Genomic DNA, 22,552 nt, shown 5'->3' with positions numbered 1-22,552 from the left:
AAGGGTTAAACCAATTAATTTGTTATAAATACTGCGCAAAACGCTCCTTTTATTTCACAGCCAGCCTGGCTTGCCTGCGCTCACGCCAAGCGCAACGTTGGTTGCACCGCAGGCAAGGCATAGGCCACATCGGCCAAATGAAAGCGCTGCACCAACCCGCGCAATTGCTCCGATTGCTGGTGCATGCTGCTGGCGGCGGCCGCGCTTTGCTCGACCAAGGCCGCATTTTGCAGCGTCATTTGATCCAAAGCACCCACCGCCGCATGCACCTGCCCCACGCTATCGCGCTGGGCCGCCACACTGGCATTGATACCGTGCATCACCGTGCTGGCGCTGTAAATTGCTTGCACCACTTCGCTCATGGTGCTGCCGGCCGTATCCACCAGCCGCCTCCCATCGGCCACACGCTGCACAGAATCCTGAATCAACTGTTTAATCTCCCGCGCTGCCTGGGCGCTGCGCTGGGCCAATTCGCGCACCTCGGCCGCAACCACGGCAAAACCACGCCCTTGCTCACCCGCCCGGGCCGCCTCAACCGCCGCATTCAAGGCCAGGATATTGGTTTGAAACGCAATGCTGTCAATCACGCTGGTGATGTCGGCAATTTTTTCACTATGGGCATGAATGTCCTGCATCGTCGCCACCACTTCCCCCACCACTGCCCCGCCACGCTGGGCCACACTGGACGCTTGGCCGGCCAACTCGGCCGCCTGCTGCGCCCCATCCGCCGTGGTTTGCAAGGTTTGCACCAGTGCCTGCACAGCCCCTGCCGCTTGCTGCAAATGGCTGGAGGTTTGCTCTGTGCGCAAAGACAAATCGTGGTTGCCACCCGCAATTTCCGCACTGGCCAAAGCAATCGTGTCGCCACTATCACGCACCTCACTGAGCATTTGCGCCAACGAGCCACTCATGCTTTGCATCGATTGCAGCAACTGGCCAAATTCGTCTTGGCGCTGCACCTGCACCGCCACAGCCAAATCCCCTGCAGCAATTTGCCCTGCCACCGCATTGGCCTGCAGCAAGTCGCGCCGGATGCCATTAATCAATTGGTAAGCACCCAGCGCAATGAAGGCCAACAAAACCAGCATGTTAATCACGGCACCGCGCACCACGCCTTGGCGGGCCGCTCCCATTTCTGAACGCAGTGCCGCTAGGCTTTGGCCGGTGTGCTGCACCAACCCCTCAATCCCCTGCAAATAAGCTTGCGCTGCAGGCAAATAGGTTTGCGCAATCTGACTGGTGGCATCGCCATCGGCAGCGAAGATTTTTTGGCGCTGCTGCAAGGCCTGCTCACGCAACTGCTGCACCTGTTGCAGCTGCAGTTTGTCTTGCGGTGTTTGCGCACTGGCTTGCAGCGCCTGGAGCAAACCCTCAATCTCCTGCCCAGTGGTAGCAATCCGCTGCGCAAACGGCTGGGCCTGCCCGCTGGCTTGCCCCAGCACCTGTGCCTGTGTGCGCACCATATTTACCTGTGCGAGCGACTGCCATTGCACGGCCTGGGCCAACCGGGTAGCGAGCACCTGCTCATGCGCTGTAAAGCTTTTTTGGTGCTGCGCCGATTGCACCCCCGCCATGCCCGCAATCACAATCGAGCCCACCACCATGGTGGCCACGCCCAGCCACAACTTTTGCGTCACGCTCAAATGGGGCATCCTGCCCTGCTTGTTTTTGGCCACCAGAATCTCTCCTCATCAGCAAAAGCACGACCGTGCTAAACAAGGCAACAGTGGACAATAACAACCCATCGGTCGCATTGGTGATTTCACCAATTGCGTACAAAAACGCCCACCAAGGGCATCGCGGCGGGCGTTTTAAATTTGCCACAGCATTCGACCATGTTTTCCCTAGCCCAGCCCCTCACGGCTTGGGTTTGCCCCAGCAAACTGGCATGATGGCGGGATTATTGATTCAGAGACAGCGATGACCGACACACCTATTTCCCTTGATAAAGCCATCACCCAGGGCCTGAGCGAAGTGACCCGCGAGCGCACACTGAGCACCCATGCCCAGCAGATGGGATCGGGCAATCCGAAAATCATTAATTTTCGGGGCGATATTGCTGAGAACTACCAATACGACAAAATCAAACCCCTGTCGTCCAAAGCCCAAGCCATGGGCAATGTGGTGATTATTCAAGGGGAAAGCCAAAAAACCGGACAAACCGCGCACTACCAAATTTTGGCCAATCAATGGGGCTTACTCGAAGCCTTGGCGCGCCTGGACTAAGGCTGCGCACTCTTGCCTGCCCGCGGCCCATTTCAGCCTTCGCGCTGGATGTGCCGCTCGACTTCCAAAGCGTTGGAATTGAACAACTGCATCGCCAGCACGGTTTCCCACAAAAAGCCGATCAGTGCCGCAATAAACGACACCACGCCAGCCAAAAAACTAAATATCGCCATGCGTTGGCCGTGCAGGCCCCACTCTTGCCCCAAGAACAGAAAAATAATCGTCAGGCCAATCAAAAAGCCACACAAGGTCAGCAGCCCAATCGAGGCATTGGACAACCGCCCGCGCAAGTGCAAGTAGCGCAACTCACGCAAATTTTTTTCGATTTCAGTGGTTTTACTGGCGTTTTCCAAAGCCAACTCCACCACCCGCGCACGATCGACGATGCGGGCCAACCGTCCTGCAACCACGGCAATCATGCCCGCCACAGCCGTTAAAAAAAAGACGGGAGCCAGTGCCAGCTGCACGTTTTGGGCAACGGTTGAAGTATCCATACCAAGATTCATACTAGGAACTGCACAGCAGAGGGGGAGCGATAGTAAGCAAATGCCACAGCAAAGCACAACTCTAGGGTCAATCCTAAATTTTGATATGCGTCAAACAAAAAACTACTGAGAGCATGGATATTTAGGGCACTACCAACTTAAACAAACCGAGGGTTGCTATGCAGATGCTGACTGATTTATTCTCCACCGACTATGGCCTGATGAGCTTGGCGGTCATCGTTTTTGTGATCGTCATGTGGATCTGGTTCACAATTTTGTTCCTCGGCAAAATCCGCTTGGGTGAAGATCCGGAAAAAACACAAACAAATTTGCCAAAGCCTTAAGTTTTCTCTGGCTTGCGCATGCAAGCAAAATTGAAAAAAAGAGCTTCTACCGCTGATAAAAAATGGAGTTCATGGTGTTTTTACCTTGAAATCCACGTATTTAAAGCGGTAGAAGCTCTTTTTTTATTTGATTTTTTTACTACCAGCAGCGTTTTTTCCCGCTTTCGCTGCCCCACTGGCGCGACTGGGCGATTTGCTTTTGCTGGCTTTGCTGGCCTTCACCGCTTGAGCGCCGCTGGCCTTGTGCGTGGACGCGGTTTTCGCGCCAGAGGGGATGCGCTGCTCAGCCTTGCCCACTTTTCCGAAGGCTAGGGCCTCATCAAAGCGTGTATCGGGGATGAATGCCCCCACCATCTCTTCCTGCTCTTGCTGCTGTAGCAAGGCCGCCGTGCGCCGCGCCGCCCGGCTGCGGCCCGGGCCACGTTGCGGCGGCGGTGCAGCGGCAAGGTCTTTGCCCTCTTTCCCCTCTTTGCTCTCTTCCTGCACCAGGCAAAAATCAATGCGCCGGGCATCCAGGTCCACCCGGCTGACCTGCACTTGCATGCGGGTTCCAATGGTATAGCGCACGCCGGTGCGCTCACCGCGCAGCTCTTGGCGCATCTCATCAAAGCGGTAGTAGTCCCCACCCAGCTCACTGATGTGCACCAAGCCTTCGACGTACATCGTCTCCAGCGTGACGAACAGCCCAAAGCTGGTGACCGCTGAGACCGTGCCCGAAAACTCTTCGCCCAAGTAATCGCGCATGTATTTGCATTTAAGCCAGGCCTCCACATCGCGGCTGGCTTCATCGGCGCGGCGCTCATTGGCACTGCAATGCAGGCCGGCGGCCTCCCAGCCTTGCATTTGCGCCTGAGCAACGCGGCTGCGGGTTGCCTGGGCGCTTTTGGGGGCCGTGACCCGCTCGGCCAAGCGTTTGGCCAGCTTGGCCTGCGCTTCGCCAGGGGTGGGCAGCGCAGGCAGGGTGTAGGGCTTGTCGGCCAGGATGGCTTTGATCACCCGGTGCAGCAGCAAGTCCGGGTAGCGGCGAATGGGGCTGGTGAAGTGGGTATAGGCCTCATACGCCAAGCCAAAGTGGCCAATATTTTCCGGGGTGTACATAGCCTGCATCATCGAGCGCAGCAGCATGGTGTGCACCTGCAACGCATCTGGGCGGTCGTGCGTGGCTTTGGCGATCGCTTGAAATTCAGCAGCAGTGGGATGGTCGCTGATACTGGCAGGGATGGCCAAGGCTTTCAGGTAAGCCCGCAGAATTTCTATCTTCTCGATGGATGGTTTTTCGTGCACTCGAAACAGCGCCAAACGCTGGTTGTGCAAGATGAAATCACCGGCGCTCACGTTGGCTGCCAGCATGCACTCTTCAATCAGCCGGTGCGCTTGGGTGCGCTGGCTTGGCACAATTTTTTCGATTCGCCCCGCCTCGTCGCTGACGATTTTCGTCTCCACCGTGTCAAAGTCCACGGCACCGCGCGCTTCGCGGGCTTTGAGCAAGGCGCTGTACACCCCGTGCAAATCCAGGAGGTGTGGGACTAAATCTGCACGTTGTGCCGCTTCTGGCCCCCGGGTATTACTCAAAATCGCGGCCACTTCGGTGTAGGTCAGCCGGGCATGGCTGTTCATCACCGCCGGGTAGAACTGGTAGGCATGCAAATCACCATCAGCGGTAATCAGCATATCGCACACCAGGCACAGACGATCAACTTTGGGGTTGAGTGAGCACAGGCCGTTGCTCAGCTTTTCCGGCAGCATGGGAATGACCCGACGCGGAAAGTACACGCTGGTGGCACGGTCGTAGGCATCCACGTCAATGGCGTTGCCGTTTTGCACATAGTGGCTGACATCAGCAATGGCCACGAGCAAGCGCCAGCCCTTGGCGCGGCCAATTTTGGCGCTTTCGCAGTACACGGCATCGTCAAAATCGCGGGCATCTTCGCCGTCAATGGTAACCAGCGGCACATCGCGCAGATCCACCCGGCCTTTGCGGTCTTTGGCCATGACCTTGTCGGGCAATGCTTCTGCTGCGGCCAAGCAGTCCGCAGAGAACACATGCGGCACGCTGTATTTACGCACGGCAATTTCAATTTCCATGCCCGGGTCATCGACCTCGCCCAGTACCTCAATCACTTTGCCAACGGGCTGGCCATACAGGGCAGGCGCTTCGGTCAAGGCAACAACAACGACTTGGCCCGATTTACCTTCCCCCGGCCCCTGCGGCAGCAGCACATCCTGGCCAAAGCGTTTGTCCTCCGGGGCGAGTAGCCAGACACCGCTTTCTTGCAGCAAGCGGCCAATGAGTTGTTTGACGGGCCGCTCAACAATTTCCAGCACATGGCCTTCCGGGCGGCCTTTGCGGTCTTGTCCGATGATGCGCACACGCACCTTGTCCTGGTGCAGCACGGCGCGCATTTCATTGGGCGGCAGATAGATGTCCGATTGCCCATCGCTGCGCAGCACGAAGCCATGGCCATCGCGGTGGCCTTGCACTTGTCCTTCAATTTCTTTTTGAAACTCGCGGGAATTATTGCGAGAGGTGTTTTTTTTAATATACAATTTGAGTCTTTCCTGAAATGCCCAGGTGGCGGAATTGGTAGACGCACTAGTTTCAGGTACTAGCGCTGAGAGGCGTGGAGGTTCGAGTCCTCTCCTGGGCACCAAGTTTAACGATATGCGGTGAAGCACTTCACCCAATTGTGAAAAGAATTCAGAGAAAAAAAGATTATTCAACGTGCTTTTAGCAAGAGCCCAGGTGGCGGAATTGGTAGACGCACTAGTTTCAGGTACTAGCGCTGCGAGGCGTGGAGGTTCGAGTCCTCTCCTGGGCACCAAAGCCGTTGATTGATTGTGAGTGATTAAAATTTTGCAGATAGTTTTGCTGAGTACTACCACACTCCTAAGAAAAAGCAAAACGATCAGCCCAGGTGGCGGAATTGGTAGACGCACTAGTTTCAGGTACTAGCGCTGCGAGGCGTGGAGGTTCGAGTCCTCTCCTGGGCACCACATAAAAAGCCGTTGTGTTTACACAGCGGCTTTTTTTTCGTGGGTGCGTTCATCCATAAAAAAACCCGGCCAAAGACCGGGTGGGCTATGAATAAAAAATAGCTTTATCCGCTTTGATCATAAGAATTTAAAGGCGTTAAACCCTTTAAACTCATAAAAATCAAGCGGATGAAGCTATATTTAATATAGCAATAACCGTTTAATTGCTGCCGGGCACCTTGCCCTCCACCCCTTGCACGAAGAAATTGACCCCGGCAAGGAAGCCATCGTCCGCCACTTCACCGTCTTTCAGCACGACTTCGCCGCGATTGTTCACAAGGGGGCCTTGCCAGATGTGCAGGCTGCCGTCTTTTAAGCCAGCCTTGGCGGCGGCCACTTTGTCTTTGACCTCTTGGGGGATGTCATCGGCCATCGAAACCAAGTCGATTGCGCCTTCTTTCACGCCCCACCAGGCTTTGCCTTCGGCCCAGGTGCCATTCAAGACATCGTTGATCGATTGGGTGTAGTACGGCACCCAATTAATCGCTGCCGAGCCCAGGTGCGCTTGCGGGCCGTAGTCTTTCATGTCCGAATCCCAGCCGAAAGCACGCACGCCTTTTTCTTGGGCGGTTTTCAGCACGGCCGGGGAATCGGTGTTTTGGAACAACACATCCACGCCGCTGTTGATGAGGCTGGTGGCGGCCTCGGTTTCTTTGGGCGGGCTGAACCATTCATTCACCCACACCACCTTGGTGCTGATGTTGGGATTGACGCTTTGCGCCCCCAGGGTGAAGCTGTTGAGGTTGCGCAGCACCTCGGGAATCGGCACCGAGCCCACCACCCCCAGCTGGTTGCTTTTGGTCATGCTGCCAGCGACGATGCCGGCCAGGTAAGCGCCTTCGTAGGTGCGGGTGTCGTAGGTGCGCACGTTGGCCGCCGTTTTGTAGCCGGTGGCGTGCTCCCATTTCACATCGGGAAAATCAGCGGCCAGCTTTTGGATGGTGTCCATGTAGCCAAAGGTGGTGCCAAAAATCAGCGTGTTGCCCTGGGTGGCCAGGTCGCGCAGCACGCGTTCGGCATCGGCCCCTTCCGGCACGCTTTCAACAAAAGTGGTTTCAATCTTGTCGCCAAACTGCGCCTCTAGTTGCTTGCGTGCTTGGTCGTGGGCAAACGTCCAACCACCATCGCCGACCGGGCCAATGTAGGCAAAACCGATTTTTAAGGGGCCGGTTGGGGTGGCGGCCGGGGCTTCTTGCGCCGTGGGCGCGGCCGCTGGGGCTTGTGCTTGGGGCGGTGTTTTTTCACCACAGGCGCTCAAGCCCAAAACAGCGGCGGCAGAAACCGCTGCAAGTTGGAAAAATTGGCGTTTTTGCATGGTCTTCCTCGCGAAGTTTTAAAAATTTAGGGGGTGCCGGGCACTTGGCCTTCAATGCCTTGGACAAAGAAGTTAATCCCGCGCAAGAAAGCATCGTCGGCCACTTGGCCAGCGGCCAGCACCTCTTGGCCTTGGTTGTTGCGGATCGGGCCAGTCCAGACAGCAAAGCTGCCATCCTTTAAGCCCGCTTTGGCGGCGGCCACTTTGGCATGAATCTCCTGGGGGACGATCTCGGGCACTTTGATCAAGTCCATCGCGCCTTCTTTCACTCCCCACCAGTAATTGCCGCCTTGCCATTGGCCATCCAGCGTGTCTTGCACCACTTTGGTGTAGTAGGGCTCCCAATTGATGACCGCCGAACCCAGGTGCGCTTTGGGTGCAAAGGCGCTCATGTCGCCATCTTTGCCAAAGGCGTAAGCACCGCGCTCTTCGGCCGTTTTCAGCACGGCTGGCGAATTGGTGTTTTGGTACATCACGTCCACGCCGCCATTGAGCAGGCTGCTGGCCGCTTCGGCCTCTTTGGGAGGGTTGAACCATTCGTTCACCCACACCACTTTGGCCTGAATGGCAGGGTTCACACTTTGCGCCCCCAGCACAAAGCTATTGACGTTGCGCACCACCTCCGGAATGGGCACCGAGGCGACCACGCCCACGGTATTCGTCTTGGTCATGCCCCCGGCAACGATGCCTGCCAGGTAGGCACCTTCAAAGGTTTTGCTGTCGTACACGGCCACGTTGTTGGCCTGTTTGTACCCGGTGGCGTGCTCAAATTTGACGTTGGCAAAATCGCCAGCGGCTTTTTGCACGTATTCCTGAAAGCCAAAGCTGGTGGCAAAAATCAGCTGTGTGCCTTGGCCCGCCATGTCGCGCAAAACGCGCTCAGCATCGGGGCCTTCGGGCACGCTTTCGATAAAACTGGTTTGTACCTTGTCACCAAACTTGGCCTGCACAGCTTGGCGGCCCAGCTCATGCTGGTAGGTCCACCCTCCATCGCCAATGGGGCTGACGTACATAAAGCCGATTTTCAAGGGGCCAGCGGCCTGGGCCGACTCAGGGGCCGGGGCCGCTTGCGGTGGTGGCGCTTCTTTTTCGCCACAGGCGGCCAAAGCGACGGCGGCCAAAATGGACAGCGCCAAGGTTTTGCCCCCAACAGGGCGTTGTGCAAATAAAGTCATAAAGCAAACACACAGTATGAAAAAAGGCGAGCCCAATGCGCTCGCCTGAAGCCCATATTGACGATTGCCGCCCAGGTAGGCAACAGCGGCCACCTGTGCGCAAAGCGCCAACACGTTCCAAGGAAAAAATGCTCAATTGCCCGGATAAAAAGGCTTACCCAACGAGGCGGGCATGTTCGCACGAATCCAAGTGGGGTTGCGCGAAATCAACACCAAAACAACGATGGTTGCCACATAAGGCAGCATCGACAACAGCTGGCTGGCCACCTGCACCCCTGAGGCTTGTAAGTGAAACTGCAGCATGGTCACCCCACCAAACAAATACGCGCCCAGCAGCACCCGCACAGGTCGCCAGGTGGCAAAGGTAGTCAGGGCCAGGGCAATCCAGCCCCGGCCGGCAACCATGCCTTCGACCCACAGGGGGGTATAGACGGTGGAGATATACGCCCCGGCCAAGCCACACAAAGCGCCCCCGGCCATCACCGCCAGCAAGCGGATGCGGCGCACGGGATAGCCCAGGGCGTGTGCCGAATCGGGCGATTCGCCCACCGCCCGCAGCACCAAGCCGGTGCGAGAGCGGTCCAGCCACCACATCAGCCCCAGCGCCAGCACCACGGCCAGGTACACCAACGGGTGGTGGTTAAACAGGGCCGGGCCGATCAGCGGAATATCGGACAAGCCCGGGATGCTGTACTTGGGCAAGGTCGGCATCTTGGCCTGGACGAAATTCAAGCCGGCAAAGGCAGAGAAACCCGCACCAAACAAACTTAACGCCAGCCCCGTGGCGTACTGGTTGGTGTTAAGCCAAATCACCAGCACCCCAAAAATACCGGCCAGCACAGCACCTGCGGCCATGCCTGCGGCAAACCCCAGCCCCGTGCTGCCGGTGGCCACCACGGTGGCAAAACCGGCCAAGGCGGCGCACAGCATCATGCCTTCGGCACCTAAATTAACGATGCCGACCTTTTCATTGATCAGCAAGCCCAGCGAAGCCAGGGCCAATACCGTGCCCGCGCTCAGCGTTGAGGCAAAGAGTAAAGCGTAGGCATCCATGCTCAGCGCCCTCCTTGTGCAACGGCCAGCGCTTGGGCGCGGCTTCTCCAGCGCACGCGGTAAGCGATCAAGGTATCGCAGGCCAACAGGCTAAACAACAGCAACCCCTGGAACACGCCTGACAAGGCCTTGGGCAGCCCCAAACGGGATTGGGCCAACTCCCCCCCGATGTAAAACATACTCATCAAAATCGCCGAAAAAATCATGCCCACCGGGTGCAAGCGCCCCACAAAGGCCACGATGATGGCCGCAAAACCGTAGCCCGCTGGCACATACGGCGTGAGCTGGCCGATGGGGCCCGCCACCTCCAATGCCCCGGCCAAACCGGCAGTAGCCCCAGAGACCAACAGCGCCGTCCACAGCGCACGGCGCGAAGAAAATCCCGCATACCGCGCTGCGGCCGGGGCCAAGCCACCCACCTGCAGCGCAAAGCCAGCGCGGGTGCGAAACAAAAACACCGACAGCAGCGCAGCAGCGCCCAAAGCCAGGAAAACGCCGATGTTCAAACGGCTTCCAGCTATTAATTTAGGTATTTGTGTGACCGGCTCAAACAGCTTCGATTGCGGAAAGTTGTAGCCGGCCGGGTCTTTCCACGGGCCATACACCAAGTAACTCAGTACCAAGGTGGCGATGTACACCAGCATCAGGCTGACCAAGATCTCATTGGCATTAAAACGGTCACGCAGCAAGGCCACAATGGCCGCCCAGGCCATGCCACCCAGCACCCCGGCGAGCAAGATGACCGGAATAATCCAGCCCCCCGTGCTCTTGTCCGCCAGCAGCGCCACGCCACCGGCGGCCACCGCACCGATGACAAATTGCCCCTCGGCCCCGATGTTCCAGATATTGGAGCGAAAGCACACGGCCAGCCCCAAGGCAATCAGCAGCAGGGGCGTGGCCTTCATGGCCAACTCGCCCAGTGCGTAGGCGGATTTGATCGGCTCCCAAAAAAAAGCTTGCAAGCCTTTCACCGGGTCTTTGCCCAGCAAAATAAAGAGCAGCACGCCAATGCCCACGGTCACCGCCAAGGCCAACAGCGGCGCCGCATAAGTCCACAGCTTGGATGGCTGCGGGCGTTGTTCCAACTTAAACATGCTGCGGCCCCTTCACCAGGGCATTTGCCTGCGCGGCTTCGCTGCTGGGCAGCACCTGCTCCATATCGGCCAAATGCTGTTGCACGTCGGCATTCCACAAGCCACTCATCCATTCCCCTACTTGCTGGACCGTGGCATCGGCACGGGCCACGCTGGGGCTTAAATGCCCTTTGGCCAGTACGTACAAACGGTCGCTTAACTCAAACAATTCATCCAGTTCTTCGCTCACGATGAGCACGGCACACCCGGCATCGCGCAGCGCCAAAATCTCGGCGTGAATTTGCGCGGCCGCCCCCACATCCACGCCCCAGGTGGGCTGGGCAATGATGATGAGCTTGGGCTGGGCGGCAATCTCGCGCCCGACAATGAATTTCTGTAAATTCCCCCCGGAAAGCGAGCGCGCTGGCGCATCGGCCCCCCCCGCTTTCACACCAAAACGCTCAATGATGGCCCGGGCCTGCTCCTTCAGTTGCCCCAGGTGCAACCAGCCCATGGCCCCCACCGCATCGTTGCGCGTAAGCAGCAGGTTGTGCGCCAACCCCATGGTGGGCACCGCCCCCCGACCCAGGCGCTCTTCGGGCACAAAGTGCAGGCCCAGCACCCGGCGCTGTTGGGGGCCCAAGCGGGCCACGTCTTGGCCGGTGACCTGCACCATCGCGGGCTGCGCCCGGGTGTCTTCGCCGGACAAGGCCCGCAGCAGTTCTTGCTGGCCGTTGCCCGAGACACCGGCAATCCCCACCACTTCGCCACTGCGCACCTGCAGGCTCACATCGATTAAATCTACGCCAAACGCATCTTGGCGCGGCAGCAGCAAATCGCGCACTTGCAATACCACGTCGCCGGCCTGCGCCGGGCGGTGCTCTAGCGCCGCAGGCTCGGCCCCAATCATCAGGCGCGAGAGCGAGGCGTTGCTCTCGTTTTGCGGCTGGCACACGCCCGTGACCTTGCCGCCACGCAGCACCGTGCACGCGGTACACAGGGCACGAATTTCGTGCAGCTTGTGGCTGATATACAGAATAGAGCAGCCTTCGCTGACCAGCTGGCGCAAAACGACAAATAACTGCTCCACCGCCTGGGGCGTGAGCACCGAGGTGGGCTCATCCAAAATCAGCAAACGGGGATTGGCCAACAGCGCCCGCACAATTTCCACCCGCTGCATCTCCCCCACCGAGAGGGTGTGCACGGGCCGCTGCGGATCGAGCTCCAAACCGTACTGGCGGCCTTTGTCGATCATGCGCTGCGTGACTTCGGCCAGGCTCAAGCTTTTGTCCAAGCCCAGCCACACATTCTGTGCCACGGTCAAGGTGTCAAACAAACTAAAGTGTTGGAACACCATGGCAATGCCCAACTGGCGGGCCTGCTGGGGATTGCGAATTTGCACCGGCTGACCATCAAACAGCACCTGACCGGCATCGGGCTGGGTGCTGCCGTAGATAATTTTCATCAGGGTTGATTTACCCGCACCGTTCTCACCCAAGATGGCATGGGCTTGGCCTGGTTGCACGCTTAGACTGACCGCATCATTGGCCACCACAGCAGGATACCGTTTGGTAATACCCACCAACTGCAAACGCGGCGCACTGGCGGTTGCAGGTGACATTGGGGAGGAAGAATTCATGGCGGGCGATTTTCGCTGAAGTTGCGAGGCTTGCTGCCAAAGATACGCAGGAAGGCTTAAACGATTGACGGGCTATTTTTTATTTTTTTATAGCTATTTGCACTTTATTTGCCGATATTTTAAATACTTTTATTTCTAATGTTCAATAAAAATGACCCGAAAGTGCTCCCATTAAAAAATGGGGTCAAACCCAGCTGCGTGGTGCTGCCCAGCCAAGGCCAGGGCTTGGCCTTGGATTTTTTGTGCCAACGTCTGCCTGCCGTCTCGCGCAGCGACTGGCTGCAGCGCATGGCTGCCCACGAAGTGGTCGATGAGCGGGGCCGCCCCGTAACCCCAGAAACCCCATTTTTAACCGGCCTGCGCATCTACTACTACCGCCAAACAGCGCACGAGCCGCCCATGCCTTTTCGGGCCCAGGTGCTGTACCAAGATGCCCACCTGGTCGTGGCCGACAAGCCGCACTTTCTGCCCGTCACCCCCGGCGGCAGCTACATCCAGCACACCTTGCTGGTGCAACTGAAAAATCAGCTGGGCCTGCCCGACCTGTCCCCCATCCACCGCATTGACCGCGACACGGCCGGGCTGGTACTGCTGTCCACCCAGCGCAGTGACCGGGGGGCGTACCAGGCGCTGTTTCGCGAGCAGCGTGTGCACAAAACCTACCAAGCCATCGCGCCTTACCGGCCCGAGCTTGGCTTCCCGCGCGAACACCACAGCCGCATGCAGGAAAGCGGCCACTTCATTCGCATGCACGAAGTGGCCGGCCCGCCCAATAGCCACACCCGCCTGACGCTGCTAGAGCACAACACCCACTGGGCCCGTTACCAATTGGAGCCCATCAGCGGCAAACGCCACCAACTGCGCGTACACATGGCGGCCCTGGGCATCGGCATCTTGGGCGATGGCCTCTACCCCGAGGTGAACGATGCACCGGAAGGCGACTTTTCTCGCCCGCTGCGGCTATTGGCACAAGCGATTGCCTTCACCGACCCCCTAACCCAGCAACAGCGCCACTTTCACAGCCAGTACACCCTGGGCGCATTGCCACCAGCGCCAGAGCCAGCCCCGTCCGGCCAGCAGACCTGGCAAGGCCTGCCTGCAAATGCATAAAAACCAGATTCCTTATAACCAAATAAGAAAAAATTCCAATCCACGCCCACCAACCACCCCTAGACTATGCAACTTCTCACCCCACGGCCCATGGCAATCGCAACCGCACCGCGACCCCCAAGGCCCTGGACACCCCACAACCTGCTTGTTTTCTTGTTTGATTGACCACCATGTTGAAAAAAACCCTGACTGCCGTTGCCATCGCCACCCTGGCCTTCACCGCCCAAGCCGCTGACGTGCTCAAAGTGGCCGCCACGGCCGTGCCGCACGCGGAAATCCTGAACTTCATCAAGCCCCAACTCAAGGCCGCTGGCATTGAGCTGCAAGTCAAAGAATTCAGCGACTACGTACAGCCCAACGCTGCCGTGCAAGACAAGCAGCTCGATGCCAACTTCTTCCAGCACCAGCCCTACCTGGACAGCTACAACAAAGACCGCCAAAGCAGCCTGGTCACCGTGCCCAATGGCAAGGTTCACGTCGAGCCGTTTGGCGCCTACTCCAGCAAAATCAAAAACGTGGCCGAACTCAAAGACGGTGCCTTGATCGCCATCCCCAACGACCCCTCCAACGGCGGCCGTGCGCTGATCTTGCTGGCCAAGCAGGGCCTGATTGAACTCAAAGACCCCGCCAGCCTGACCCCCACCCCGCTGGACATTGTGAAAAACCCCAAAAAACTGAAATTCAAAGAGCTTGAAGCCCCCCTGCTGCCCCGCGCTTTGGCCGATGTGGATTTGGCCCTGATCAATACCAACTACGCCATCGAAGCCAAACTCAACCCCACCAAAGATGCGCTGTTCATTGAAGGGGCTGACTCGCCTTACACCAACATCGTGGCCGCCCGCAAAGACCGCGCTGACGGTGCCGACATTGCCAAGCTGATGAAAGCCCTGCACAGCCCAGAGACCAAACAGTTCATCCTGGACAAATACCAAGGCGCGGTCGTACCGGCGTTCTAAGCGCGGCTCGCCGACCAACGGCAATCATCATCCCCCTACCACGCCAGTGCAACACGCTTGTTTTGTTGCACTGGCGTAATGGTTTCAGGGGCTTGAAGGGGCTTAAAAGGGCAGAGAACCCGTGTGACAAAGGCTAGTTTTACAGCAATGAATGATTCAAATAATGAATTAAAACAAAAAGTTAAAGATTACCCACGCCTCTCCGTTGCGCCCATGCTCGATTGGACGGATCGGCACTGCCGCTATCTGCACCGTCTGCTCTCACGCCATGCGCTGCTCTACACCGAGATGGTCACCACCGGCGCCCTGCTGCACGGCGATGTGGCGCGGCATTTGCGCTTGAATGCTGAAGAGCACCCCTTGGCCTTGCAACTGGGCGGCAGTGAACCGGCGGATTTGGCCCAGGCCGCCCGCTTGGGGCAGGAATGGGGGTATGACGAGATCAACCTGAACTGCGGCTGCCCCAGCGAACGGGTGCAGCGCGGCGCGTTTGGGGCCTGCCTGATGCGCGAGCCAGCGCTGGTGGCCGACGGTGTCAAAGCCATGCGCGATGCGGTGACGATTCCGGTAACAGTCAAACACCGCATTGGCATTGACCAGGACGAGAGCTATGGCTTTGTGCGCGATTTTGTCGGCACGGTGGCCGATGCGGGCTGCGAGGTGTTCATCGTGCACGCCCGCAACGCCTGGCTCAAAGGCCTATCGCCCAAGGAGAACCGCGATATTCCCCCGCTGCGCTATGGCGTGGTGGCGCAGCTCAAACGTGATTTTCCGCAGCTGACGATTGCCATCAACGGCGGCATCAAAGACAGCGCCACCGTGGCCGAGCAGCTGACCCTGGTCGATGGTGTCATGGTCGGACGCGAGGCTTACCACAACCCTTGGTGGCTGACGACCTGGGATGAGCAATTTTTTGGCGCAGCGCCTTTTGCCCTGAGCCACCGCGAGATCGAAGCACACATGGTGGCCTACATGCAACGCGAGGCGGCAGAGCACGGCACCCACTGGTATGCCATTGCCCGGCACATGCTGGGCCTGCGCCACGGGCTGCCTGGGGCGCGGCATTGGCGCCAAGTGTGGAGCAACCACCGCTTGAAAGACCTGCCAGCCAGCGACGTTTCGCATATCGCCAACACCAAGCAAGATAAAAATGATAGCTTCTAACGCTTTCTACAATTGAAAAAATAAGAATCTTTAATAAAAATAGAAAAGTTAAAAACCCTGATTTGTATTGCGCGGGGAAAGGGCTTTTTGCTATATTTGCTGCACCGCAACATTTTAAGTTTTTCCTGATGCTGTACCACATTTACGAAGCGCAACGCTCCCTGCTTGAGCCCTTTGCCGATTTTGCGCAGGCCACCGCCAAGCTTTACAGCAACCCATTGTTGCCCCTATCCAAATCGTTCACCACCCAGCGCACGGTGGCGGCGTTTGACCTGTTCTACCGCCTGGCCAAAGACTACGAGAAGCCGCAATTTGGCATTCAATCGGTGCAGGTCAATGGGGTGGACGTAACCATTCGCGAGCGCGTGGAAATCGACAAGCCCTTTTGCGAGCTGCGCCGCTTCAAGCGCTTTTCTGACCACCCCGCCACGCTGGACACCCTGCTGGGCCAGCCCCCGGTGCTGATCGTTGCCCCCCTGTCCGGCCACTACGCCACCTTGCTGCGCGATACCGTGCGCAGCATGCTGGGCGACCACAAGGTCTATATCACCGACTGGAAAAACGCCCGCATGATTCCCCTGTCTGAGGGCGAATTTCACCTGGACGACTACATCAACTACGTGCAGGAATTCATTCGCCACCTGCAGGCGCGCTATGGCAACTGCCACGTCATCAGCGTATGCCAACCCACCGTGCCGGTGCTGGCGGCCGTCTCGCTCATGGCCAGCCGGGGCGAAAAAACTCCGCTGTCCATGACCATGATGGGGGGGCCCATCAACGCCCAGCGTTCGCCCACCTCGGTGAACAACCTGGCCATGCAGCGCAGCTTTGAATGGTTTGAGAACAACGTCATCCACCGCGTGCCCGACAACTACCCCGGTGCCGGTCGGCGCGTGTACCCCGGCTTTTTGCAGCACACCGGCTTTGTGGCCATGAACCCCGACCGCCACACCAGCAGCCACTACGATTACTTCAAGAGCCTGACGCGCGGCGACGAGGCCAGCGCCGAGCAGCACCGCAAGTTCTACGACGAGTACAACGCCGTGCTCGACCTAGATGCGCCCTACTACCTGCAAACCATCCGCGTGGTGTTCCAAGACTTCAGCTTGGTGCGCGGCACCTGGGATATCCGCAACCCCGAGGGCCAGTTGGAGCGTGTGCGCCCGCAAGACATCAAGGACACCGCACTCTTGACTATTGAGGGTGAGCTGGACGATATCTCGGGCATCGGCCAAACCCAAGCCGCCCACGATTTGTGCACCAGCATTGCCCCAGATGCCCGCCAGCACCTGGAAATTGCCGGTGCGGGCCACTACGGCATCTTCAGCGGCAGCCGCTGGCGCAAAGTGGTGTATCCGCAGGTGCGTGAATTCATCTTGCGCCACCACCCCAAACCATCGGTGCCAGCACAAGAGCCTGTCGAAAAAGTAGCGCCACCCGCTGAAAAGACAACGGTTTCTGAGCAAAAACAGTTTGAAATCATTATCAACACTGCGCAAACAGCTCCTGAAAACGCCAATCCTGCTACGGTGCAGGCTCCTGCCCTGCCCGCTGCCCCGGCGCCCACAGCCGCCGCCCCGGCCACGCCTGCTGCCCCCGCCATCGTGGTGAATGCCCAGCCGGCCGGAAAACGCAAAGAAACCGGGCGTAAAGCCAAGCGCTAAGCCAAAGGGTTGCGTCCAACGCTAAACTCGGCGGCCATGACTGCAGCTTTTGCCACCAAGCCAGCCTTATCCGGGCTGGCTTTTTTGATTGACCAAGCCCTGCCGCAAACCCAGTGCACGCGCTGCGGCTACCCCGATTGCGCCAGCTACGCCAGCGCCATTGCTGCGGGCGAGGCCCCCATCAACCAATGCCCCCCCGGCGGGCAAGAAGGCGTGCAGCGCTTGGCCGCGCTGACGGGCCAGCCTGCGCAGCCCCTGAACCCACAATTTGGCATTGAAGGGCCGCTGACCGTGGCCCGCATTGACGAGGCCTGGTGCATTGGCTGCACCCTGTGCATCAAGGCCTGCCCGGTCGATGCCATCTTGGGGGCCAATAAATTCATGCACACCGTGGTGGCCGAGCACTGCACCGGCTGCGAGCTGTGCATTCCGGCCTGCCCGGTCGATTGCATTGAGCTGGATGTGGTCACCCCCCATGCCAGCGGCTGGCAAGCCTGGAGCCCGCAGCAAGCCGCCCAGGCCCGCCAGCGCTACACCCAGCACCAGGCGCGTTTGAGTGCTGCTGCCCCCACTGCCAGCGCCACCAGCACGGCGCACGATGAAAAAAGCGCCAAGGCCTCGGCCATTGCCCAAGCGCTGGCCAAAGCCCGGGCACTGCGCCAGTCCGGGGCATGAGCCGATAAGCCGATGCCCAGGGCCAGCCCTAGCCGTTGAATTTTTTGTACACGCCACAGCCCAAATAGCCATCATCGAGCTTGCGCACGTACGACATTTTGGCTTGCACCTGCCCGGTCACTGGGTTGGTGAAGTCGTACTCCACCCAACCTGGCCCTTGCTCTGATTGGTTCACGATGGCGTTGAGCAAGCCCTGCCCATCCACCCCCGGCAGCTGGTGCACACTGGTGCCGACCTTGGCCGGGTTGCCACCAAACACAATGTAATTGCCCAGCGCATCGAGGATAAAAACATACATATCCTTGTAAAACAAGCGCTGCTGCGGGTCGGTTAAAAAATTCCAAAACTGCGGCCCCCAGGTGTGGGAGCGGCGCAACTGCACAACACGATCGACCAGCTCGATGGCCTCTTGGGGCTTGCCTTGTTGCAAATGAAACCCTTGCACCGATTCCCCCAAAGTGCGGGCACGCAGCTCCAGGCTTTGCGCCTGGTGTAGGGCATCGCGCACCATGTGGGCGTTGTTTTGGGTCAGTTGGTCAATGTGGTGTATGGCCTGGCCAATCTGCGCCAAGCCATGGCCTTGTTCGCTGGAGGATTGGGCAATCGCCTCAACGTGCCCGGCCACATCGTGAATGCCCCGGGCCACCTGGCGCATATCCTGCCCGGCTTGGCGAATCAGCCGGGTGCTGTCGGTGACTTGGCGCACCGAATCCTCAATCAGACCGCGAATTTCCTTGGCCGCATCGCCCGAGCGCTGTGCCAAAGTGCGCACCTCGGAGGCCACCACCGCAAACCCGCGCCCTTGCTCGCCTGCGCGCGCGGCCTCTACGGCGGCATTGAGCGCCAGGATATTGGTTTGAAAAGCAATTGCATCAATCGTGCCAATGATCTCGGACATGCGCCCGGCGCTGCTCTCAATGGATTCGACAGAATTGACAGCCTTGTCCATCACCACCACGCCCGCATCCATGCTGGAGCGCACGTGTTGTGTCTGCTGCTGGGCGGCGGTGGCAGCCTGGGCATTGTTTTGCACGGCGGCGGTGATTTGCTCCACGCTGGTCACGGTTTGCACCACATTGCTGGCCTGCTGGTCGGTGCGTTCGGCCAGCAATTGATTGTCTTGCAGCAAAGTGGCTCCCGTGTGCGACACCAGGGCGGCATTGCTGAGCACATCGGCCACCATGCTGGACAGGGCAATCACCATTTTGTCCAGCAGCTGCGCCATCTGCGCCAGCTCATCGCGCCCCTGGGCCTCGACCCGCACCGTCAAGTCGCCCGCCGTGGCTTGGGCCATGGCCTGGGACAACTGCCCCAGTTGCTGCATCAGCACCGCTTGAAAAGCCCAGACCACATACAAAAAAAGTGCCCCTGCGCCCAGCACCACCCCCAGGGCCGGCAGCGTCGGCAGCGCTTGGACGGCCCATCCAGCGCCCGCCATGCTGCCCAACCCCAGCACGCTGACCAACGCAAACTTGCCACGCAAGCCCAAACGCTTTAACACCCACATGGCTGGCGCCGTCATAAACACGTTTTTGACTCCTTTGCAAGCTTGTTTCACCTAGATGTGAACCATGTTATTGCGAAAAATATAGCAGCCTGGTTAGTGATTTCGACAATAGAGAAAACTGAACAACGTCAGCCCTTCGTCAGGATCTTCTGCATAACGGTAAAAAATCGTCTTTAAGCAACAACGGCGCGCAGGCCTCCAGCACAATCGCCGTTTATCGGTGTAGCCTTGCTGGCTTGACATTCTTGAGAGGTATCTATGAGTACGATGGAACGCATCCTGCGTTTAATGGCCGATAAAAAAGCTTCTGACGTTTACTTGGCAGTCAACTCCCCCGTCCTCATAAAAATCAACGGCGAATGCATTCCCATCAATAGCCAATTGCTGCCTGTCGATGGCCCGCGCTCGTTGCTGGCCGAGATCGTCACGCCGCGCGATATGGAAACCCTCCAGGAAACGGGCGAGCTCAACATCGGCGTACCCCTGCAAGGCGTGGGGCGGTTTCGTATCAGTGCCATGCACCAACGCGGCTCCATCGCCGTGGTCATTCGCTTTATTTCGCAGCACGTGCCCAGTCTGGCATCGCTGCAGCTGCCAGAAATTTTGGGCGACTTGATTTTGCAAAAGCGCGGCCTGCTGCTGGTCGTCGGCTCCACCGGCTCCGGCAAAAGCACCACGCTGGCAGCCATGATCGACCGGCGCAGCGAAAGCATGAGCGGCCACATCCTGACGATTGAAGACCCGATCGAGTTTCAATTTCGCAACAAAAAATCCATCGTTAATCAGCGTGAAGTCGGCACCGATACCCAATCCATGCAAATCGCCCTGAAAAACGCCCTGCGCCAAGCGCCCGACGTGATTTTGATTGGCGAAATTCGCGACCGCGAAACCATGTCGGCGGCCATCGCCTACGCCCAATCGGGCCACCTGTGCCTGGCCACCCTGCACGGCAACAACAGCTACCACGCGTTGAACCGCATCTTGAGTTTCTACCCCGTCGAGGTGCGCCCCACCCTGCTGGGCGATTTGTCCTCGTCCCTCAAAGCGGTCATTACCCAGCGCCTGGTGCGCACCGTCGAAGGCGGGCGCATTGCTGCGGCCGAGGTGCTGCTCAACACCAAGCTGGTGTCCGAATTGATCGAAAAAGGCGACTTCTCCGGCGTGCGCGACTACATGGAAAAATCCATGGCCGAAGGCTCGCAAACCTTTGAAGAAGACCTGTGCCGCTTGATCCAAAGCGGCAAAATCTCGCGCGATGAAGGCCTGAGCAATGCCGATTCGCCCACCAACCTCACTTGGCGGCTGCAAAACGCCGCCCATGCAGCGGCCAAGCCCAACGCCGAAAAGCCCAAGCCCAATGCCATCCCGGAAATATCGGATGCTTCATTCAACGGCTTTCTCCTGGATGCCGAAGCCGAAAGCAAGGCGTAACGAGGCCTTGAGCTGCCCCTGTTTAGGCCCTCAACAGGCCTGACAAGATCGCTAAACTTCGGTGCATGACACACCAACCCTTTTCAACCACTTTGCCCCACGGCACCACCACCGTGGGGCAACTTATTCATAGCGCCACTCAGCGCCTGGAACAAGCCCAAGTCGGCTTTGGCCACGGCACGCAAAATGCGCAGCAAGAAGCCACCTGGCTCATCCTGTGGAGCCTGGGCCATCCCCTCGACAGCGCACTGGGCACAGAAGAAAATTCAATAGAAAATCACCCTGTAACGCCCGACCAGCAAGCGCAAGCAGCTACGCTTATTGAAGAACGCATTCGCACCCGCAAGCCCGCCGCTTACCTCACAAATGAAGCCTGGCTGATGGGCGTGCCCTTTTACGTGGACGAACGCGCCATCGTGCCGCGCAGCTTTATCGCCGAGCTGCTGGCCGATGGCAGCATCGACGGCTGGCTCTCGGACACCACGCGCAACGTCCTGGATTTGTGTACCGGCAATGGCTCGTTGGCCTGCCTGGCCGCCATGGCCTACCCCGATATCCACGTCACCGGCGCTGACATCAGCCCCGATGCCCTGGCCGTGGCCCGCATCAACGTAGAGAAACACCAGTTGCAAGAGCGCATCACCCTGGTGCACTCGGATGGCTTGGCGCAAACCCCCGGCCCCTGGGACCTGATCCTGTGCAACCCGCCCTACGTAAACAGCACCAGCATGGACCAGCTGCCCAGCGAATACCGCGCCGAGCCTGCGCTGGCCCTGGCCGGCGGCAGCGATGGCATGGACTTCATCCGCCAGCTGCTGCGCGATGCCTCCGCCTGCATGACAGAAAACGCCGTGCTGGTACTGGAAATCGGCAACGAACGACCCTTTTTTGAAGCCGCCTTCCCCAGCCTGCCGGTGTTCTGGCTGGACACCAGCGCCGGCGAAGATGCCGTGCTGCTGATCACCCGGCAGGCACTTATAAAAACCGCTTGATGACACACAGCCTCAACCGTACGCAAACCGTCAGTGGCTCAGCAGAGAGTTTCAAGTGTTTTTGGCCTATAGCGCTTATGCAGAAAGCGTTAGAAGCTACTATTTTAATAGTGCCACCACCCACTAATGAGCACGCCACATCAACGTATCATTGCCTACTGTAATTTTTAATACGCTAATTTACACTCTCTGACATGGACAAGTTCTACAACCGCGAGCAACAGCTCCAGCAGCTGCGCGCCATCACGGCCCACATCGAACGCAGCAAGGGGCAGCTCTCGGTCGTGGTGGGCAGGCGGCGGGTAGGCAAAACCCGCTTGCTCAAAGAGGCCTTTGCGCACACGGCGCAGCCCTATCTGTACCTGTTCATCAGCCGCAAGAACGAAAAAGCTCTGGTGGAAGAGTTTGCCAACATCATTGGCCAGCAATTGAATGCCAAATTCTTCCATCCAAAAAATCTGCTGGATATTTTTGAATTTTTATTCGACTACGCCCAAGGGCAGGCACTGACTTTGGTGGTCGATGAATTTCAAGACATTGATCGCTTAGATAGCAGCATTTTTTCCGGCCTGCAAAACCTATGTGTCGCATCCCGGACGATTGCATAGATAAAAATCGCTATCCGCTGTTTATGGCGCGATCCGTGCTGCGGGAGTTGATAGAGTCCCTGCCATCAACCAGGAGCCTGTAATGCAAATCTCTCTGCACAA

The 22,552-nt window shown here is 58.3% G+C and carries 19 protein-coding genes and 3 tRNA genes; 13 read left to right on the top strand and 9 right to left on the bottom strand.

Annotated features, from left to right (window positions below; all coding sequences use genetic code 11):
- Positions 1–80: 80 nt before the first annotated feature.
- A complete protein-coding gene (locus J1777_RS04585) occupies positions 81–1,652 on the bottom strand; it encodes a methyl-accepting chemotaxis protein (protein WP_207574666.1) in 1,572 nt (523 codons plus the stop codon).
- Between the two features lie 268 nt (positions 1,653–1,920).
- On the opposite strand from J1777_RS04585, the gene J1777_RS04580 reads away from it, so the two are divergent.
- Positions 1,921–2,226 (top strand): hypothetical protein, encoded by a 306-nt coding sequence (locus tag J1777_RS04580; protein WP_207574665.1) that lies wholly within the window; start codon positions 1,921–1,923, stop codon positions 2,224–2,226.
- Between the two features lie 32 nt (positions 2,227–2,258).
- Here the strand turns inward: J1777_RS04580 and J1777_RS04575 are convergent, their stop codons facing one another.
- Positions 2,259–2,720, bottom strand: coding sequence for a DUF2721 domain-containing protein (locus J1777_RS04575; protein ID WP_242700386.1), 462 nt, complete (start codon positions 2,718–2,720; stop codon positions 2,259–2,261).
- A 170-nt stretch (positions 2,721–2,890) separates the two neighbouring features.
- On the opposite strand from J1777_RS04575, the gene J1777_RS04570 reads away from it, so the two are divergent.
- Complete coding sequence (locus J1777_RS04570; protein WP_207574663.1) at positions 2,891–3,055, top strand: DUF3149 domain-containing protein; 165 nt, start codon at positions 2,891–2,893, stop codon at positions 3,053–3,055.
- 123 nt (positions 3,056–3,178) lie between these two features.
- On the opposite strand, the gene rnr is transcribed toward J1777_RS04570, so the two are convergent.
- Positions 3,179–5,602 (bottom strand): ribonuclease R, encoded by a 2,424-nt coding sequence (gene rnr / locus J1777_RS04565; protein WP_207574662.1) that lies wholly within the window; start codon positions 5,600–5,602, stop codon positions 3,179–3,181.
- 19 nt (positions 5,603–5,621) lie between these two features.
- Here rnr and J1777_RS04560 point away from each other — a divergent pair.
- The 3 genes from J1777_RS04560 (at position 5,622) to J1777_RS04550 (ending at position 6,049) form a co-directional block, all read left to right on the top strand.
- Positions 5,622–5,706 (top strand) — tRNA-Leu (locus J1777_RS04560).
- A gap of 86 nt (positions 5,707–5,792) precedes the next feature.
- Positions 5,793–5,877, top strand: a tRNA-Leu gene (locus J1777_RS04555).
- Positions 5,878–5,964: 87 nt separating this feature from the next.
- Positions 5,965–6,049: transfer RNA gene (locus tag J1777_RS04550), tRNA-Leu, on the top strand.
- Positions 6,050–6,248: 199 nt separating this feature from the next.
- On the opposite strand, the gene J1777_RS04545 is transcribed toward J1777_RS04550, so the two are convergent.
- The 5 genes from J1777_RS04545 to J1777_RS04525 form a co-directional block, all read right to left on the bottom strand.
- Positions 6,249–7,403 (bottom strand): BMP family ABC transporter substrate-binding protein, encoded by a 1,155-nt coding sequence (locus J1777_RS04545; protein ID WP_207574661.1) that lies wholly within the window; start codon positions 7,401–7,403, stop codon positions 6,249–6,251.
- Positions 7,404–7,429: 26 nt separating this feature from the next.
- Entirely contained in the window at positions 7,430–8,578 is a 1,149-nt protein-coding gene (locus J1777_RS04540) for a BMP family ABC transporter substrate-binding protein (RefSeq protein WP_207574660.1), read from the bottom strand.
- Between the two features lie 132 nt (positions 8,579–8,710).
- Positions 8,711–9,631: an ABC transporter permease gene (locus tag J1777_RS04535; RefSeq protein WP_207574659.1), complete on the bottom strand. Its 921-nt coding sequence runs from the start codon at positions 9,629–9,631 to the stop codon at positions 8,711–8,713.
- A gap of 2 nt (positions 9,632–9,633) precedes the next feature.
- A complete protein-coding gene (locus J1777_RS04530; RefSeq protein ID WP_207574658.1) occupies positions 9,634–10,725 on the bottom strand; it encodes an ABC transporter permease in 1,092 nt (363 codons plus the stop codon).
- Positions 10,718–12,343, bottom strand: a complete 1,626-nt coding sequence (locus J1777_RS04525; RefSeq protein ID WP_207574657.1) for an ABC transporter ATP-binding protein — start codon at positions 12,341–12,343, stop codon at positions 10,718–10,720. Before J1777_RS04525 ends, J1777_RS04530 begins: the two co-directional genes overlap by 8 nt.
- A gap of 138 nt (positions 12,344–12,481) precedes the next feature.
- Between J1777_RS04525 and J1777_RS04520 the strand changes: the two genes are divergently transcribed.
- The 5 genes from J1777_RS04520 to J1777_RS04500 all read left to right on the top strand — a co-directional run bounded on the left by J1777_RS04520 (position 12,482) and on the right by J1777_RS04500 (position 17,912).
- The gene (locus J1777_RS04520) at positions 12,482–13,453 is read left to right on the top strand and encodes a pseudouridine synthase (RefSeq protein ID WP_207574656.1); all 972 of its coding nucleotides are present in this window, start codon (positions 12,482–12,484) and stop codon (positions 13,451–13,453) included.
- Positions 13,454–13,623: 170 nt separating this feature from the next.
- Positions 13,624–14,409, top strand: a complete 786-nt coding sequence (locus J1777_RS04515; RefSeq protein ID WP_207574655.1) for a MetQ/NlpA family ABC transporter substrate-binding protein — start codon at positions 13,624–13,626, stop codon at positions 14,407–14,409.
- 147 nt (positions 14,410–14,556) lie between these two features.
- The gene (gene dusA, locus J1777_RS04510; RefSeq protein WP_207574654.1) at positions 14,557–15,573 is read left to right on the top strand and encodes a tRNA dihydrouridine(20/20a) synthase DusA; all 1,017 of its coding nucleotides are present in this window, start codon (positions 14,557–14,559) and stop codon (positions 15,571–15,573) included.
- Between the two features lie 128 nt (positions 15,574–15,701).
- Entirely contained in the window at positions 15,702–17,237 is a 1,536-nt protein-coding gene (locus tag J1777_RS04505) for a polyhydroxyalkanoate depolymerase (protein ID WP_207574653.1), read from the top strand.
- A 36-nt stretch (positions 17,238–17,273) separates the two neighbouring features.
- Positions 17,274–17,912, top strand: coding sequence for an RnfABCDGE type electron transport complex subunit B (locus J1777_RS04500; protein WP_207574652.1), 639 nt, complete (start codon positions 17,274–17,276; stop codon positions 17,910–17,912).
- Between the two features lie 28 nt (positions 17,913–17,940).
- Here the strand turns inward: J1777_RS04500 and J1777_RS04495 are convergent, their stop codons facing one another.
- Positions 17,941–19,434, bottom strand: coding sequence for a methyl-accepting chemotaxis protein (locus tag J1777_RS04495; RefSeq protein ID WP_207574651.1), 1,494 nt, complete (start codon positions 19,432–19,434; stop codon positions 17,941–17,943).
- Between the two features lie 243 nt (positions 19,435–19,677).
- Between J1777_RS04495 and J1777_RS04490 the strand changes: the two genes are divergently transcribed.
- The 3 genes from J1777_RS04490 (at position 19,678) to J1777_RS04480 (ending at position 22,450) form a co-directional block, all read left to right on the top strand.
- A complete protein-coding gene (locus J1777_RS04490) occupies positions 19,678–20,850 on the top strand; it encodes a PilT/PilU family type 4a pilus ATPase (RefSeq protein ID WP_207574650.1) in 1,173 nt (390 codons plus the stop codon).
- A 65-nt stretch (positions 20,851–20,915) separates the two neighbouring features.
- Entirely contained in the window at positions 20,916–21,842 is a 927-nt protein-coding gene (prmB, locus tag J1777_RS04485; protein ID WP_207574649.1) for a 50S ribosomal protein L3 N(5)-glutamine methyltransferase, read from the top strand.
- A gap of 194 nt (positions 21,843–22,036) precedes the next feature.
- Complete coding sequence (locus J1777_RS04480; protein WP_207574648.1) at positions 22,037–22,450, top strand: AAA family ATPase; 414 nt, start codon at positions 22,037–22,039, stop codon at positions 22,448–22,450.
- Positions 22,451–22,552: the final 102 nt, after the last annotated feature.

Origin of the sequence: Comamonas denitrificans (assembly GCF_017368815.1) — a bacterium.
Lineage (GTDB): Bacteria > Pseudomonadota > Gammaproteobacteria > Burkholderiales > Burkholderiaceae_C > Comamonas > Comamonas denitrificans.
Note: the sequence above shows the minus strand (reverse complement) of the source record. Positions and strands in the feature narration are given on the sequence as shown.

Bases quoted from the DNA above. Each gene is read 5' to 3' on its own strand.
- J1777_RS04585 (WP_207574666.1), bottom strand. From the start codon at position 1,652: ATGCCCCATTTGAGCGTGACGCAAAAGTTGTGGCTGGGCGTGGCCACC.
- J1777_RS04580 (WP_207574665.1), top strand. From the start codon at position 1,921: ATGACCGACACACCTATTTCCCTTGATAAAGCCATCACCCAGGGCCTG.
- J1777_RS04575 (WP_242700386.1), bottom strand. From the start codon at position 2,720: ATGGATACTTCAACCGTTGCCCAAAACGTGCAGCTGGCACTGGCTCCC.
- J1777_RS04570 (WP_207574663.1), top strand. From the start codon at position 2,891: ATGCAGATGCTGACTGATTTATTCTCCACCGACTATGGCCTGATGAGC.
- J1777_RS04545 (WP_207574661.1), bottom strand. From the start codon at position 7,403: ATGCAAAAACGCCAATTTTTCCAACTTGCAGCGGTTTCTGCCGCCGCT.
- J1777_RS04540 (WP_207574660.1), bottom strand. From the start codon at position 8,578: ATGACTTTATTTGCACAACGCCCTGTTGGGGGCAAAACCTTGGCGCTG.
- J1777_RS04535 (WP_207574659.1), bottom strand. From the start codon at position 9,631: ATGGATGCCTACGCTTTACTCTTTGCCTCAACGCTGAGCGCGGGCACG.
- J1777_RS04530 (WP_207574658.1), bottom strand. From the start codon at position 10,725: ATGTTTAAGTTGGAACAACGCCCGCAGCCATCCAAGCTGTGGACTTAT.
- J1777_RS04525 (WP_207574657.1), bottom strand. From the start codon at position 12,343: ATGAATTCTTCCTCCCCAATGTCACCTGCAACCGCCAGTGCGCCGCGT.
- J1777_RS04520 (WP_207574656.1), top strand. From the start codon at position 12,482: ATGTTCAATAAAAATGACCCGAAAGTGCTCCCATTAAAAAATGGGGTC.
- J1777_RS04515 (WP_207574655.1), top strand. From the start codon at position 13,624: ATGTTGAAAAAAACCCTGACTGCCGTTGCCATCGCCACCCTGGCCTTC.
- dusA (WP_207574654.1), top strand. From the start codon at position 14,557: ATGAATGATTCAAATAATGAATTAAAACAAAAAGTTAAAGATTACCCA.
- J1777_RS04505 (WP_207574653.1), top strand. From the start codon at position 15,702: ATGCTGTACCACATTTACGAAGCGCAACGCTCCCTGCTTGAGCCCTTT.
- J1777_RS04500 (WP_207574652.1), top strand. From the start codon at position 17,274: ATGACTGCAGCTTTTGCCACCAAGCCAGCCTTATCCGGGCTGGCTTTT.
- J1777_RS04495 (WP_207574651.1), bottom strand. From the start codon at position 19,434: ATGACGGCGCCAGCCATGTGGGTGTTAAAGCGTTTGGGCTTGCGTGGC.
- J1777_RS04490 (WP_207574650.1), top strand. From the start codon at position 19,678: ATGAGTACGATGGAACGCATCCTGCGTTTAATGGCCGATAAAAAAGCT.
- prmB (WP_207574649.1), top strand. From the start codon at position 20,916: ATGACACACCAACCCTTTTCAACCACTTTGCCCCACGGCACCACCACC.
- J1777_RS04480 (WP_207574648.1), top strand. From the start codon at position 22,037: ATGGACAAGTTCTACAACCGCGAGCAACAGCTCCAGCAGCTGCGCGCC.